The sequence below is a fragment of the Lentibacter sp. genome (assembly GCF_965657785.1).
Taxonomy (GTDB): domain Bacteria; phylum Pseudomonadota; class Alphaproteobacteria; order Rhodobacterales; family Rhodobacteraceae; genus Lentibacter.
This window is the reverse complement of record NZ_CBFHPP010000010.1, coordinates 26,446-41,452: the sequence shown is the minus strand read 5'-3', so window position 1 is coordinate 41,452 and position 15,007 is coordinate 26,446. Positions and strand designations below refer to the sequence as shown.

Below are 15,007 nucleotides of genomic sequence, written 5' to 3'. Positions count from 1 at the left end.
AACCCTCCCCCCCCTCACGCTGATTGACAAGCCAGCCCCAAAGGGCGATTTTCGCCTCGTGTTGTGTAACAAGGGTTTGTTTTTATGAAACGTTTTGCCGCCGTCTTGGCCACTCTGAGCTTTCTGGGCGCGTGTAGCGGCGACGGGACCAACCCGTTTGATCCCCCCACAGCAGCCACCACAGACCCCAGCACAATCAATAACAAATACCTGTTTGATCTCACCGACAAGCTGACCATGAACAGCGTCACCTACGACCAGACAAACAACGAACTTCTGATCAACAACCTGCCCTTTGACGGCCCTTCCCAGCGCTATGAACACCGCCGCCTGCAAAACGGCGTCGATGTCTTTCGCAGCATCCAGACGCCGACAACAGGCCGTGTGCGCAGCTATGCCGTCTTCATGAAAAACGCCAACGCCGAAGTCACAGCCGCCGTCGGCGAAACCTGGGCTGGCTTTGGCTATGCGGGCGCCAATGTAAAGCGCGCCGCCTATGGCCTGCCAAGCGGTGTTGGCGAATATGTCTACCTTGGCACATACGGCGCCGTGCGCACGCGCGACGACGGGCCAAGGCTTGAGCTCGTCACAGGCGATGTCGAACTGCTTCTCGACACAGGCGACTTTGACCCGACAACAAGTGCCGCCGATAGCGACACCACGCTGGAAGGCGCAATCGTGGGCAGCGTCCGCAACCGCTTGAGAACAGACCCCGACGGCAACGCAATCAGCAATCAACTGCCCAATATATCGCTGGTTCTGGTGCAATATGACCCCGCCACAGGCAGCTTCGTCGACGGCGAAGTGACGACCTATTTTGGCCTCGACGTGCGCGACACGGGCGAATGGGAGGGCCTGATCTCTGGGCCACAAGGCGAGACTTTGGCCGGCTATGTTGTGATGACAGGCACAGCCGAAATCCAAAATGTCCGCTACGAAGTGATCGACTGGACAAACCCCGTCACAGGCGAAACAGGCACAGCTGAGGGCTATACAACCGAGGAAGATTACGACCGCATCTTCGCTCTGGTCAACGCAGGCCAGCAAGTCCCCCTCGAAACGGCTGTTCTGCCCGCTGGTGCCGTGGCCAATGGCCCCGCGCGGATCGAGGAAATCCAGTTTGAATCAACCGCAGAGGCGCGCGAAGTCGGTGTCTTTTCGACAAATCAACAACCGACAAACACCACGCCCCTTCCATAAGCCGATGCCCGTGCGCCCCGCCTCTCTTGTGCAGAGCCTGCTGTCTGGCGGCCCCGTTCTGGCCGCTCTGCTCGGGCTTTGCCTCTTGGCCGCGCCCCTTGCCGCCCAAGACAGCCCCAAGCGCCTCAGCCCGCCCGAGGCGCGCAGCTTCGCGCTTGGCCTTTTGCACCAAGGCGAGCCGAGGGACGCCCGCGCCATTGCCCTTGGCCTCTTGCGTCAGGACAGCCGCGACTATATCGCCCTCATGGTCCTCGCCGAGGCCGAGCGCAGCCTTGGCCGCCCCGCGCAAGCCAAGTTCGCCGCCCGCCGCGCATGGCGCTCCACCACAGTTGAAAAAGAGCGCTTCGCCGCCGCCTTTGCGATGTCCAATGTTCTGAAATCAGAACAGAAGTTCGGCCAAGCCCAGCTCTGGCTGCGCCGCGCCAGCACAGCCACAAACGCACCCCGCTTTGAGGAGGCCGCCCGCACAGAATACCGCCGCGTGCAAGCAGCCAACCCGTGGAGCCTCAGCTTCAACCTCTCCCTCGCGCCCACCTCCAATGTCAACGGCGGCCCGAATGACAACACCTACACCATCGGCGATCTTGTCTTTGTCGATCCGACGGCTGTGCCCCTCTCAGGGGTCGAAGTCGGCACAATGCTCAGCGTCACCCGCCGCCTCAAGCCCGCCGATTGGGGCCGCGTCAGCTTTGGTCTGCGCCATGACGCGCGCCGCTACCTGCTCTCCTCCGCCGCCAAGCGCGCCGTGCCCGCAGCCAGCGGCAGCGACTACGCCTTCACAGCGCTTGATGCCCACATCCGCGTCGATTTTGCCTCCTCAAAAGAGCGCGCCCGCACCAGCGCAGAGATCGGCCTCAGCCACGTCTGGCAAGCTGGCACGCGCCTCGCCACAAGCCACAGACTGCGCCTTTCGCGCGGCTTTGCCCGCAAGCGCCTCGCCTTCGCAAGCTACGGATTTGCTATCGAAAACCAGACCCGCCACGACAGCGCCCCGCGCTCCAATACGGCCTATACGCTCGACGGCTTCGCGCTCACCGCGCTGCCAAACAAGAGCCTGTTGCGCTATGGGGCGTCGCTCTCCAAGGTCGAAAGCGCCTCCTCGGATATGGCCCATACCGCCGCCAGCCTCTCGCTCGCCTATCTGCCCGCCGCGCCTCTGCTGGGGGCAAAGACCAGCCTCTCTGGCGCGCTCCAGCTGCGCAAATACGACCGCCTGCGCTACGGCAGCACCCTGCGGCGCGATCAAAAGCTCTCATTTGCCGCCAATTTCACCTTTGAACAGATTGATTACATGGGGTTTTCCCCCTCCCTGACGCTCAACGCCACGCGCAACATCTCAAACAAAACGTTTTTTGACACGCAAGAGTTCGGCCTCAGTCTCGGGATAAAATCGACGTTCTAGTCTTGGCGCGCCTCAAATATTCGCTAGTCTCTCGGGCAACCACAGGAGACGCAAAATGCAAGTGACGTATCTACACACCATGGTCCGCGTGAAGGATCTTGAAGCATCCATCCGCTTTTACGAGCTGATCGGCCTTGAAAAAACCCGCCATTATGACAGCGAAGAAGGCCGTTTCTCGCTGATTTTCATGGCCCCTCCCGGACAGCCTGAATGCCCCCTCGAGCTGACCTATAACTGGGATGGCGATGACGCTCTGCCCGATGACAGCCGCCACTTCGGCCACCTCGCCTATGAGGTCGAAAATATCTACGAGATGTGTCAGCGCCTGCAAGACAACGGCATCACAATCAACCGCCCGCCGCGCGACGGGCGCATGGCCTTTGTGCGCTCGCCTGACAATATCAGCATCGAGTTCTTGCAAAAAGGCGCGCCGCTGGCCCCCGCAGAGCCATGGGCCAGCATGGACAACACGGGCCACTGGTGATGCTGCGCAGGCTTGCCGCCCTCGTCCTGAGCTGCGCGCCGCATATGGCCGTGGCCCAAGACGCGGGCTGCCGTCTTGCTCTGGTGCTCGCGATAGATGTTTCTTCCTCCGTCGATCGGGGCGAATACGCGCTGCAAAGCGGCGGCCTCGCTTCGGCGCTCATCTCTCCCGATGTGGTGCGCGCCTTTCTCGCCTCGCCCCGCCCCGTGGCCCTTGCGGTCTTTGAATGGTCGGGGCGCTACAATCAGGTCATGGTGCAAAACTGGGTGATGATCCGCTCGCGCGCCCATCTGCTCTATGTCGCCGAAAAAGTCGCCCGCTTTGAGCGCAGCTATGACGAATTTCCGACAGCCATGGGCTACGCTTTGGGCCATGCCGCAGGCCTGCTTGAGCGCGCCCCCGACTGTGACGCAAAGACAATCGACATTTCAGGCGATGGCGTCACCAACGAAGGCTTCCAGCCGCGAGATGCCTATAACGCCTTTGATTTTGACGGGGTGACGGTGAATGGCCTCGCCATCAATGGCGCGGACATGGAGGGCGAAACCGACCTCATCCCCTATTATCAAACAGAAGTGCTCCACGGCGCGGGCGCTTTCTTACAGGTCGCCCAAGGCTTTGCCGACTTTGAGCGCGCCATGGCCCGCAAGCTTGAGCGCGAAGTCGCCCCCGGCTTTATCTCCGCGCTACAGCCCCCGCACCGCCCCTGAAAAAAGGGCACGCCGCTCCGGCGCGCCCCCGTCGTCTTGCCTTGCCCGTGTCTTGTTCTGCGCGTTTGGTCTTGCCCTGCCCGTGTCCAAGCCTGCTTAATAAATATAACGAATTTGGTCCGCCCAGTAGCGTTCCATCCGCTTGAGCGCGCTGGTGATATCCTCCAGCCCCTGATGGCTGAGCACCTGTTTGTTGACAAGCCCGTCGGCATGGCGCTGAAACAGCTCCGCCACCACCTTATGGATCCTGCGCCCCTCAGGCGTCAGCTTGACCCGCACAGAGCGGCGGTCGATCTCGCAGCGTTGATGGTGCATATAGCCCATCTCCACCAGCTTCTTGAGGTTGTAGCTCACATTGGAGCCTTGATAATATCCGCGGGTCTTGAGTTCCCCCGCCGTGACCTCATTGTCGCCAATGTTAAAAAGCAAAAGCGCCTGCACAGCATTGATCTCCAACACCCCCACACGCTCAAACTCGTCCTTGATCACATCAAGAAGAAGCCTGTGCAAACGCTCGACAAGTGCAAGCGCCTCCAGATATCCTGACATGAAACTGGCTTCAGGCCCGTTTCCCATTTGCATTTGAAAGCTCATCCATTTGTCTCCGTCGTATCTGCTCAACGGAGAACCTGAGCTAAAAAGCCGAAAAATCAGTTAAACACGGGGGTGATTTGCTAAAATGCAAGTTATATCGCCCCGTGCCGCGCCCTTTCAGCGCGCAGAAACGTGCTCTGCAATCTCCTCGATCAGGCCCGCAAGCCCTTGTGGCGCAGGGGTTTGCCCGCTCACCCACTGGTAAAGATCCTGATCGTTTTCATCGAGAAGATTTTCGTATAAATCGAGCGCCTCTGCGCTCATTTCGGCAAGACGCGCCTCTGAAAAGCGCATCAGGATGAGATCCATCTCCTTAATGCCCCGCCGCATCGAGCGCATTTTGAGCCGTTTCAGTCGGGTTTCGCGCGTCTCGCCTGTCATGATCAGTCCACCCAGCTGCGCAGTTTTTTCTCCAGCGCTCCAAGACGGTTCGCTGTGCGCAAGGCGCGGCTCTTCAGATCGACGATCTCCGCCAAGATCTCGTTCATGTCCTTTTCTTCGCGGGTCTCGCTCTGCACAGGGTCAACGCCCTCGCCCGTCCCGTCCAGAAGCCACATCATCGAGACATTCATCATCCCCGCCAACATACTCAAACGGTTGGCGCGCGGCTCGGCCATGTCGTTTTCCCAGTTCTGGAGCGTGCCAAGCTTGACGCCAAGCCGCTTGGCAAGCTGCTTCTGGGTCATGCCCGCCGCTTCCCGTGCGCCCGCAACGCGATCCCCGAAGGTGGATGTTTCGGGGTCAAACCAGTCTTTTGTCATATCCTCAGACATATCTCTCCTAATCCGCCGATCTTCCTTGATCAGCCTCACTCTGCAACCTAAGACGTTACCAAGCCAATGCAAACCAGGTATATCCCCATGTCCTTCCTGTCCAAGACACTTTCCCGCGTCAAACCGTCACCCACCATCGCAATCAGCACAAAAGCCGCCGAGCTGAAGGCCGCGGGCCAGGATGTGATCAGCCTCTCCGCAGGCGAGCCAGACTTTGACACCCCCGATCATATCAAAGCCGCCGCCATTGCCGCGATCAACGCAGGCAAAACCAAATACACAGCCCCCGACGGCATCCCCGAGCTCAAGCAGGCGGTCTGTGACAAGCTCGCGCGCGACAACGGCCTCTCCTATACGCCCGCGCAGGTCTCCATCGGCACAGGCGGCAAGCAGATCCTCTACAACGCGCTCATGGCCACGCTCAACGCGGGCGACGAAGTCGTCATCCCCGCGCCCTATTGGGTCAGCTACCCCGATATGGTCCTGCTCGCAGGCGGAACCCCTGTGGTTGCCCCCGCCAAAGCCGAAAACGCCTATAAGCTCACGGCCGAAGAGCTTGAGGCCGCGATCACACCCAAAACAAAGTGGCTGATCTTTAACTCGCCCTCAAACCCCACGGGCGCTGGCTATACATGGAACGAGCTCAAGGCCCTGACAGATGTGCTCCTGCGCCATCCCCATGTCTGGGTTATGTCTGATGATATGTATGAATTCCTCGCCTTTGACGGGTTCAAGTTCTGCACCCCCGCCCAAGTCGAGCCTGCGCTTTATGATCGCACGCTGACCTGCAATGGCGTCTCCAAAGCCTATGCCATGACTGGCTGGCGCATCGGCTATGCCGCTGGCCCCGTCGAGCTGATCGCCGCCATGCGCAAGATCCAGTCGCAATCGACTTCAAACCCGAATTCCATCGCCCAATGGGCCGCCCTTGAGGCGCTCAACGGCTCTCATGACTTCATCGCCGAAAACAATGCCGTCTTCACCCGCCGTCGCAATCTTGTGGTCGATATGCTGAACGCCTGCGAGGGCATCACCTGCCCCAAGCCCGAAGGCGCATTCTATGTCTACCCCTCCATTGCGGGGCTGATCGGCAAGACATCCGCCCAAGGCACGCTGATTGACACAGACGAAGCCTTCGCCACCGCGCTTCTCTCCGAAACAGGAGTCGCCGTGGTCTTTGGCGCCGCCTTCGGCCTCAGCCCCGCCTTCCGGATCAGCTATGCCACATCAGACGAAGCATTGGTTGACGCCTGCACCCGTATTCAGGCATTCTGTTCAACACTGACATAAGCGTAAATCATAAGAGTAACACAGCCTGTCCATGGTCGCCGATCTTCCACCATATTACTTTCGCGTCCGCGACAACGGCGCTTTCGTGTTTCGGGTCGATACCGAAAACCGTCAGCGCCGTATCGAAATGGACCAGATCGCCGTGGTCAATATCCGCAACGGAGAGATCAAGCCCCATGGCGGGCGGGTGCTGGAACCAGAAGATATGGCCGCGATAGAACAGTGGATGCAAGAGCGCGCCCGCCTTCTGGCCTATCGCGATATTGATGACATCCACCGCGCTGTGGACTATCTCAACACCACAACCCAATGGGCACAGGCCAAAGCAAGCGATGAACAGCTCGAAGCCGTCACAGACGCGCTTCTGCTCGCCATGCACGATCTGCGCACAACCCTCGTGCGCAAGAAGTCAGAACGCCTCTTGCAAGACTGACGCAGCGCGCGCGCTCACTTTGCGTCAGCTCATTTCACGCTCAGCCCGCTCAGTTGCGCAACAATATGGCTGTCGGTGTCGTCGCTATCTGCCGAAACAGCAAAGCCCACAAGCGCCTCAGGCGTTCCGCCAAAGGCGCGTTTGTAGTCGGCGGCAAAATCCACGCTCTCACTGTGCGCCCCCGTCCCCGCGCCGCGCAAAACAACAGTCTTGCCACGCGCGCCAAGATAGGGGCTGTCCAAGAGCGCGCCGCGCCTGTGCGCCCCGCCCCAAACATAGACCAGAACCCGCACCTGCTCATGGGCCAAAAGCTTGGCCACAGAGGCCCCCTTGAGCCGTTCGGCCTCGGCGCGGGGCATAAACACCGCATAAAGCGCGATGTTGCGGTCGTCCCCGCCCTTGTTGCGGAGGTCTGTCGCAGGCACAGAGCGCTCCACAGCCCAGGACCAGCGCGCCGCACTGCGCCCCCATTGCGCCTCAGGCAAAGGCTTGTAGATCAGCGAGACCGAGCCTTCAGAGCCAATGCTCAAAGAGCGCCCGCCATAGCCATAGTCATTCTTGGAAAAGAGCGAGAATTTCTGGTGTGTCCAGCCAGCGTCAAAGCGCACCGCCTCAGCAAAGGCTTGCGCCCCAAAGCCAAGCACCAAACCGCAGACTAGACCAGCTTTGCCAAACCTCACACGCATCACACACCCACTCCCCTATCTGGACAGGAGCCTAACGTGACAGCGCCCGAAGGCAACTCAAGCCTGCTCCGCAGCCCTCACAGTTGAGTGATCGCTCAGCGGCTGCCAGCGCAGAAACCGCCAGATCAGCAAGACAGCCGCAACAGCCAGCCCGACCGCCAGCCCAAGCCATATCCCGACACCGCCCATGCCGAATGTGACCCCGAGAAGATAGGACACAGGCACCCCGATGATCCAATAGGCCACCGCCGCAATCACCATAGGCACCCGCGTGTCCTGCACCCCGCGCAGAACACCAAGCGCCATGACCTGCGCCGCATCCACAAGCTGAAACAGCGCCGCCGCCGCCATCAACCCGACGCCAATCGCCATCACCGCAGGTGCATCAGGATCGCTCGGATCGAGAAAGGCGCTCAAAAGCGTCTCAGGCATCACCAGAAAAATGACGACAGCCACCAAAGCGAAAATCATCGACATCCCAAAGACCGTATAGGCCCCGTGCCGCAACGCACCGATGTCTGCGCGCCCGAAGGCCCGCCCCGCGCGCACCGTGGCCGCATTGCTCAAGCCCAGATGCACCATAAAGGCCAGCGAAATCACCTGCATCGCAATCCCGTGCGCCGCAAGCTCCAGCGTCCCGATCCAGCCCATCATCACAGAGCTGGCCGCAAACAGCCCGACTTCGGCCAGCGCCGTGATCCCGATCGGCCAGCCAAGGCGGAAAACCTCGCCAAAGGCCTCCCAATCCGCCCGCCAGAAGCGCACAAAAAGCTGGTGTTCGGGCGTCGCCCATTGCGCGTAAGCCACAATCAGCACAAACGACAACAGCTGCACCACAAGCGAGGCCCAAGCCGCCCCGACAATGCCCAGTTCAGGCGCGCCCCAATGGCCGAAAATCAGCGCATAATTCACCAGCGCATTGGCAAAGACCGCCGCCACCGTAATCCAAAGCACAGCCTGCGTCTTTTCCAAAGCCGCCAGAAAGCTCTTCAGCGTCATAACCATCAGCGCCGGAAAAATACCCCAGCCCGCAATCGCGAGATACTCCGCCCCCATCGCCGCCAGCGCGGGCGCTTGCCCCAAAGCCAGAAGCACAGGCTCCGCAAACACAAAGAACGGCATCACCGCGACCCCGAACATGATCGAGGCCCAAAGCCCCATCCGCGTGACCCGCCGCGCCGCGCGCTCGTCGCCCGCGCCCTCTGCTGTCGCCACTTTGGGCATCACCGCCCAGGCAAAGCCCGACCCGAAGATGAAAAAGACAAAGAACATCGTCCCCGCCAGAACCTGTGCCGCCAAAGCGTCAACATCATACCAGCCAAGCATCAGCGTATCGATCAGCGTGATCATCATCTGCGCCACATGGCTGCCCACAAGCGGCAGCCCAAGCACGAGATAAGCCTTGATATGGTCACGCGTTGTCTGGGTCATTCCCAAGACCTACGCCGCGCGGCACGGCGGGGCAAGCACTCAGCACCCCTCAGACCAAATGTTAATATCTCCCCGTGCCACCGCACGGCGCATTACCTAATTTTCCCTTAACACAGCTCGGAGTCAGCCGGTGCACAGGTGGTGCACGTCCTGTGCACGCTTATCACCCCCCCAGAATCAGCGGCTCCCGCCCCCGTTAAGACAGCAAAACGCGAGCGTTACAGAATATTAACCCGCCTCTGCCTGCTGCAATAAAGATTGTCTCCCGCCCCCCTTTGCGCTTTAGAGGGCAGCGTTGCAAAACCCAAAGGTCCGCCCCGCTATGTCACACGCCCCAACCCCGCTTGATCCTGCGCCCGTCAGGCTCGCAAAGCGCACGCTGCTCTGCCTTATGGGGCCGGTTTACTTTCTCTATATCGGCTTTGTGCCGCTCCTCTGCGCGCGCCGTCAGGGCTTTCGCGGCTGGTATTGGCGCACCGTCAAACGCGCCTGCTCACGCCTTCTAAAGCTGCTCAGCATCCGTGTGAACATCTCGCCAGAAGACCAAGACACACTGGCCCATGACACCAACAGCCTGATCGTCATCAACCACCGCAGCCACCTTGACGGCTTCACCCTGATGGACGCCATCCCCGATCAGAAATGGTTCACTTTTGCCGCCAAAAAAGAGCTGTGCGACGCCGCCCTGCTTAGCACAGGCTTCAAAGGCGCAGGGCTGGTCGAGATCGACCGCCAGAGCGGTAAAATCGCCATGGAAACCCTGTCATCAGCCGTTGAAACCATGCCCGCGCGCCGCTCGGTTGTGCTCTTTCCCGAGGGCACACGCGTCACATCTCCCTCCCTTGGCCCCTTCAAAGCAGGCGCCATCGTGGTGGCCCGCGCCACAGGCCGCAGCATTCGCCCCGTCGTGATCCTCGGCGCCGACACCCTCCTGCCGCGTGGCAAGGTTCTGCCCCATAGCGGTTTGATAACGCTCAAAGTTTTGCCGCCGTTTCACTGCGATCTATCAGCCTCCGTCGAGGCCGACCTCGCCCGCCTGCATCGGGAAATGTCAGAGGTCTTTGAGCGCGGTGCTTAGGGCTCGCGGAACGCCTCGCGTGACTTGTAAAGCGGCTTGAGCAAATAGGTCAAAACCGTCTTCGCCCCTGTGTGCAGCTCTACATTGGCCTGCATTCCGGGGCGGATTTCGATCCGGCTCTGGCGCGCATTGAGCTGGCTCATATCGACTTTCACAGTCACTTTATAATGCGCCGAAGCCTCAGGGTCGCGGGCGTTTTCGTCCTTGAACGTATCGGCCGAAATCACATCAACCACGCCCTTGAGCGAGCCATATATCGTGTAATCATAAGCAGATAGCTTGACAGTCGCCTCCTGCCCACGGCGGATATTGGCGATATTCTTGGGCTGCACCCGCGCCTCGACAAACAGCTCTTCATCCAGCGGAATGATCTGCAAAATTTCTTCTCCAGGGCGCACCACCCCGCCAATCGTGGTCACAGCCAGCCCGTTGACGATCCCGCGCAACGGCGCGCGCAGCGTGGTGCGGCTCAGCTGGTCCTGACCCGACTTCAGCCCCTGCTTCAGCGTGGCAATTTCCTTGAGCGTGTCAGAGTATTCTTCGGCCCGCTCCAGCCCCGTCTTGGTAACAATCTCGTCATGGCGGATCTTGGCATCAGCATAGGCCTTGCGCGCCCGCGTCACTTCGATCAGCGCCACGATCTTCTTCTTGAGCAGCTCTTCCATCAGCTGCTTTTCCTGCTCCGCCTGCAACAGCACCTGCCGCGCGCCTTCGCGCGCCGTGGCATATTCTGTCTGACGCGCCACCAAAAGCGCGCGCTCTGAGGCGACAATCTCGGGGCTGCGCAGCTGCAAGACCTCGGGCACGCCAAATTCGTGACGCCCCTCAAGCTCGGCCTCCAGCCGCAGACGGCGAATATCAAGCGCAATGATCTGCTCTTGCAAGTCATCGACCGAAGACTGGAACTGCGTGCCTCTCAGCCGCGCCAGCACATCGCCCTCGGCCACAACCTGCCCTTCCTTGACAAGCAGCTCGGCCAGAATGCCGCCTTCAAGGTTCTGGATAATCTGGGGCCGCGAGGAAGAAATCATCTCGCCATCCGCGCGCACAATTTCATCAACCCATGCAAAAGCGGCCCATAAAATAAAGATAAAGACAGTCGCCGCACAGAGCCAGATGGTGAGGCTCGGCCCGCGCATCTTGAGGTTGAGTTGCCCTGCCAGATGGGTTGAAGATGCCATGCTCATGCTGCTCCGCCTCCTGCATCCTTATTGAGATGCGCCAAAACCTGATCGCGCGGCCCGTCCACAGCCATGCGCCCGTTTTGCAAAATCAGCGTGCGCGTGGTCAGCTGCAAAATCGGCACACGGTGCGTGGCAATCACAGCGGTGCGGCCCTTAAGCCAGCTCTGCAAGCGGTCCACGAGGACTTTTTCAAGCGTCTGATCCAGCGCCGCCGTTGGCTCGTCCAGCAAGCAAATCTTGGGGTTTTGCAGCCAGAGCCGCGCCCAGCCGATCGACTGGCGCTGCCCGACAGACAGCCCCGATCCGCCATCGCGGATATCCAGATCAAGCCCCTTGGCGTGGCCCTTCACAAACGGCCCAAGCCCCGCAAAATCGAGCGCCTCAAGCAGGCGCGCGTCATCGCGCTCCAGCATATTCAGGTTGAGATTGTCCCTGAGCGTGCTGGCAAAAAGCTTCACCTCCTGGCCCAGATAGCCCACCATGCGGCGCAGATCGCGCGGATCGATCTGGCCCATCTCCATACCGTCCAGAAGCACGCGGCCCTGCGTCGGCGCATATAGCCCCGCCAAAACCTTCAGAAGCGTTGACTTGCCCGAGCCGTTGGAGCCGAGCACAGCCACAGCCTCCCCTGCCTTGAGCTGAAGGGCCGCAACATCAAGCTGCGGCGTGCCGCCTTCGTCATACTGAAAGCGCATCTCGTGCATCTCATAAGTGCCTTCAAGACGCTCGCGGCGCAAATAGCTGCGCCCCTCGGCGCGGTCTTGTGGCGCATCGGCAATCGCATCCAGACCATCGAGCGCTGCCTTAACATTGCCCCAACGGGCCATCGTTCCCGCAAGTTGGGTCAAAGGCCCCAACGTGCGCCCCGTTAACAATCCAACAGCAATAATCGACCCGACCGTAAATTCGCCCGCAAAAACAAGGTAAGTCCCCATAATCACAGCAAAAACATAAGTTGCTTGCTGCACAGCCTGCGACCAGAAGGTCAGCGCCGAGGCCAGCTTGCGCTGCTCGCTTGATTTCAAAGCCGACAACGCCGTCAGCTCCTCCCAAAGCCGCCGAATCCGGTCCTCGGAGCGCTGTGTTTTAACGGTATCAAGCTCGAATATTGTCTCATGCAACATCCGGCTTGCCTTGGCGCTCGCCCCTTGCGTCTCTTTGGTCAGTCGGATCATTTTTTTCTGGAGGAAAAAACCGGGAAGAACCATCAGAAGACCGCCAAGGACGAGCACCCAGACGACGTTTCCTGCTATCGAAGCCACCAGCAGGAGAAAGACAAAAATAAAGGGAATATCGGCCAATGCACCGACTGTGGAGGCGGTGAAAAACTCGCGCACAGAGCCAAATTCGCGCATCGAACTGAAGAGCTGGCTCGGCTCCTGCCCCGCGCGTTCACTGCGCATTCCAAGGATACGATCCATCAGCAGTTTCTGCACCCCAAGCTCGATCTGCCGCCCCGCCCCGTCCATCAGACGGGCGCGCGAAATCTTGAGAAGCGCCTCCATAAGAATCGCAAGCCCCGCCCCCGCCGCGAGCACCCAAAGGGTCGCCTCGCTTTGATGCGGGATCACGCGATCATAAACCTGCAAACTGAAAAGCGCGACAGCCACAGCAAGCAAGTTCGCCACCAGCGAGCCAAGCACCACCTCGCCAAACGCGCGGCGAAAGCGACCAAACTGCCCCCAAAACCAATGTGGCGCGCGCGTCTCGGGCGTATGCGTCTGGCTGATCTGCGTAAGAGCGGCCTCCGCCTTCACAACAAGCCCCGTGAAATAAGGCTCAAACTCGCCCAAAGGCACACGCGCACGGTTGTCAGCACAGGTCTTGTCATAGATCACGAGGGCGGCGTCTTCTTGCCCCATCACCAGCAGAAGCTGTCCCCCCGTCATAACAGCCAGCGCTGGCCAGTTCGCATTGATCGCATGGCTGACAGTCTCGACCGAGGTGTTTAGGCCCTGCGCCCGCAACGCCTGCGCCAGCGTGTTCGGGTCAGCCTCTTGGGCGCTCTGCTCCATACCCTCAAGCACATCACGCGCCACACAAGAGACACCCAATATTCCAGCATAGGTCGCGGCCAGCTCGGCCCGCGCCATGAGGCGCGCGCCCGTCACAGGCATCTCCACAGACGCCACAGACGCCTCAGGCGGCGTCGCATTCGCAGGCCGCGCCATCACTTTTATGGGCTTGATCTGTCCGATCACAGGGGCCTTGCCGCGCTCAGCAGCCCGCTCTGCGGCCCGCTCGGCCGCCACGCGCAGAGCATGGCCGTCCTCGTCCACGACCCGCCGCTCGATCCGTGGCTTCGCGTCAGACGCGCCAATAGGCTCCGCCTGATTGGCAACAGGTTTCAGCTTGGCCCGCCCGCCAGCCTTGATTGTCAGCGAAAGCGGCGTCTTCTGGGTCAAATTCTGCTCCCATCCGCCAAAAGTCCAAGCTCATTGGCCATATCAAGCCGTGCGCGCACCAAATCATACTTAAGCGCAATCGCGCTCTCCGCCTGCGCGGCATAGGTCTCATAAACCCCGACCACATCCATCACCTGCCGCTGGCCCGCGTCATACTGGCTCTGGAACAGATCAAGGTTGGCCTTCGCCCCGCCCGTCAAAGCCTGTGCCTCCAAAAGCTGGCGGCTCAAAGCTGCCGCTTCGGCCTCCTGCTTGGCAAGGCGGCGGTTGGCCTCCTCCTGTGACTGCGCCACACGACGGCCCGCGGCCTCTTCGGTTGCCTTGATCGCCTCAAGATTGGCGCCCATACCAATGCCAAGGGGGTTTGTCGGCGCAACCTGTCCCGTCACCCCGCCCCCGCTGGAAGAGACAGACGCCGAAACAGTCGGCAAATAGCCCGCACGGTCGATCTGCGCATTGGCAATCGAGCGGCCCTTTTCGGCTTCAGACAGCAACACAGACAAAGGCTGCGCGTCATAACGGCTCACAGCAAGCTGCGTCAGCCCCTCAACATCGCCAAGTTTTCTCACAGACATGGCGTTCAGCTCAGCCAAAGAGGCCAAAGCCGTCTCGGTTTCAGTGTTGAACTGGGCTTGCATCTTGGCGAGCTTGTGGCGGATCACGCTGAGGTCAGACATATCCGACACCCCGCCCCTGACCCGCTCGGTCATGATCCATTCAAAATGCTTCATATCCTCCAGCGCAACCCCAAGCATAGCCGCCGTCTCGCGCGCCTCTTGGCCCTGCAAGTAGAGCAGCAGCGCCGTGTGCACCCGCGCGTTGGTATCAATCGACAGGTTTACGGCGGCCACTTCCACATCTGATTTGGCAAAGGCGCGCTCCGCCGTCTTGCGCCCGCCCGCGTAAAGCACAGTATCAAGCACAATGCTTGCCACAGCGTCGCTCAAGGACGTCAGGGAAATGCTCGGCCCGAGCGTGGGCAGCCAGTTCTTGGATTGCGCCTCTGCGCGCAGGCGCGCGGAGCGAAGCTCGCTCTCTGCCGCGCGCGCATTCGCCGCCAAAACAGGCGTCGACACCCGTTCAAATGCGCTGCCGCTGGGCAAAACGCTTTGGCGCGCCTGAAGCGCAGAAATGACAAGCGACTCCGCCGCTTCCTTTTCCCGCTTCTGCACAGCCTGCGTGTCAAGATCCGCCGCCTTAAAGCGGCTGACCTCTGGCAAACCCGATACGCAACCGCTCATCAAGGTCACCATTAAAAATGCACTCGTGGCCCTCAGGCCCAATAGGTTATGCCCCATAGATCGCCCCGTTTTTTATTAGGCGTTATAATTTGGGTG

At 60.3% G+C, this 15,007-nt stretch carries 15 protein-coding genes; 7 read left to right on the top strand and 8 right to left on the bottom strand.

Going from position 1 to position 15,007, the window contains the following annotated elements:
* Positions 1-84 precede the first annotated feature (84 nt).
* The 4 genes from ACTF58_RS07770 to ACTF58_RS07755 are packed head-to-tail and all read left to right on the top strand — an operon-like array spanning position 85 to position 3,796.
* The gene (locus tag ACTF58_RS07770; RefSeq protein WP_438991398.1) at positions 85-1,200 is read left to right on the top strand and encodes a hypothetical protein; all 1,116 of its coding nucleotides are present in this window, start codon (positions 85-87) and stop codon (positions 1,198-1,200) included.
* A gap of 10 nt (positions 1,201-1,210) precedes the next feature.
* A complete protein-coding gene (locus tag ACTF58_RS07765) occupies positions 1,211-2,602 on the top strand; it encodes a tetratricopeptide repeat protein (RefSeq protein WP_438991397.1) in 1,392 nt (463 codons plus the stop codon).
* 55 nt (positions 2,603-2,657) lie between these two features.
* The gene (locus ACTF58_RS07760) at positions 2,658-3,086 is read left to right on the top strand and encodes a VOC family protein (RefSeq protein ID WP_438991396.1); all 429 of its coding nucleotides are present in this window, start codon (positions 2,658-2,660) and stop codon (positions 3,084-3,086) included.
* Positions 3,053-3,796, top strand: coding sequence for a DUF1194 domain-containing protein (locus tag ACTF58_RS07755; protein ID WP_438991395.1), 744 nt, complete (start codon positions 3,053-3,055; stop codon positions 3,794-3,796). The genes ACTF58_RS07760 and ACTF58_RS07755 overlap by 34 nt, the downstream gene beginning before the upstream one ends.
* A 96-nt stretch (positions 3,797-3,892) precedes the next feature.
* Here the strand turns inward: ACTF58_RS07755 and ACTF58_RS07750 are convergent, their stop codons facing one another.
* From ACTF58_RS07750 to ACTF58_RS07740, 3 genes are all read right to left on the bottom strand, one after another.
* Positions 3,893-4,390, bottom strand: a complete 498-nt coding sequence (locus tag ACTF58_RS07750; RefSeq protein WP_245724356.1) for a MarR family winged helix-turn-helix transcriptional regulator — start codon at positions 4,388-4,390, stop codon at positions 3,893-3,895.
* Positions 4,391-4,507: 117 nt separating this feature from the next.
* Positions 4,508-4,771 carry a succinate dehydrogenase assembly factor 2 gene (locus ACTF58_RS07745; protein WP_438991394.1) on the bottom strand — a complete coding sequence of 88 codons (264 nt, stop codon included), beginning with the start codon at positions 4,769-4,771 and terminating at the stop codon, positions 4,508-4,510.
* Positions 4,772-4,773: 2 nt separating this feature from the next.
* Positions 4,774-5,163, bottom strand: coding sequence for a helix-turn-helix domain-containing protein (locus ACTF58_RS07740; RefSeq protein WP_438991393.1), 390 nt, complete (start codon positions 5,161-5,163; stop codon positions 4,774-4,776).
* 87 nt (positions 5,164-5,250) lie between these two features.
* Between ACTF58_RS07740 and ACTF58_RS07735 the strand changes: the two genes are divergently transcribed.
* Positions 5,251-6,453, top strand: coding sequence for a pyridoxal phosphate-dependent aminotransferase (locus ACTF58_RS07735; protein ID WP_438991449.1), 1,203 nt, complete (start codon positions 5,251-5,253; stop codon positions 6,451-6,453).
* Positions 6,454-6,484: 31 nt separating this feature from the next.
* Positions 6,485-6,886, top strand: a complete 402-nt coding sequence (locus ACTF58_RS07730; RefSeq protein ID WP_438991392.1) for a hypothetical protein — start codon at positions 6,485-6,487, stop codon at positions 6,884-6,886.
* A gap of 29 nt (positions 6,887-6,915) precedes the next feature.
* Here the strand turns inward: ACTF58_RS07730 and ACTF58_RS07725 are convergent, their stop codons facing one another.
* Both ACTF58_RS07725 and ACTF58_RS07720 read right to left on the bottom strand, forming a co-directional pair.
* Positions 6,916-7,572, bottom strand: a complete 657-nt coding sequence (locus ACTF58_RS07725; protein WP_438991391.1) for a DUF3047 domain-containing protein — start codon at positions 7,570-7,572, stop codon at positions 6,916-6,918.
* 57 nt (positions 7,573-7,629) lie between these two features.
* Entirely contained in the window at positions 7,630-9,003 is a 1,374-nt protein-coding gene (locus ACTF58_RS07720; RefSeq protein WP_438991390.1) for an MATE family efflux transporter, read from the bottom strand.
* Between the two features lie 322 nt (positions 9,004-9,325).
* Here ACTF58_RS07720 and ACTF58_RS07715 point away from each other — a divergent pair, with 322 nt between their 5' ends.
* Positions 9,326-10,081, top strand: coding sequence for a lysophospholipid acyltransferase family protein (locus ACTF58_RS07715; protein WP_438991389.1), 756 nt, complete (start codon positions 9,326-9,328; stop codon positions 10,079-10,081).
* Here the strand turns inward: ACTF58_RS07715 and ACTF58_RS07710 are convergent.
* The 3 genes from ACTF58_RS07710 to ACTF58_RS07700 form a co-directional block, all read right to left on the bottom strand.
* Positions 10,078-11,268 carry an HlyD family efflux transporter periplasmic adaptor subunit gene (locus ACTF58_RS07710; protein WP_438991388.1) on the bottom strand — a complete coding sequence of 397 codons (1,191 nt, stop codon included), beginning with the start codon at positions 11,266-11,268 and terminating at the stop codon, positions 10,078-10,080. The genes ACTF58_RS07715 and ACTF58_RS07710 overlap by 4 nt on opposite strands.
* Positions 11,265-13,382, bottom strand: coding sequence for an ATP-binding cassette domain-containing protein (locus ACTF58_RS07705; protein ID WP_438991448.1), 2,118 nt, complete (start codon positions 13,380-13,382; stop codon positions 11,265-11,267). Before ACTF58_RS07705 ends, ACTF58_RS07710 begins: the two co-directional genes overlap by 4 nt.
* A 284-nt stretch (positions 13,383-13,666) precedes the next feature.
* Positions 13,667-14,911, bottom strand: a complete 1,245-nt coding sequence (locus tag ACTF58_RS07700) for a TolC family protein (protein WP_438991387.1) — start codon at positions 14,909-14,911, stop codon at positions 13,667-13,669.
* Positions 14,912-15,007 lie beyond the last annotated feature (96 nt).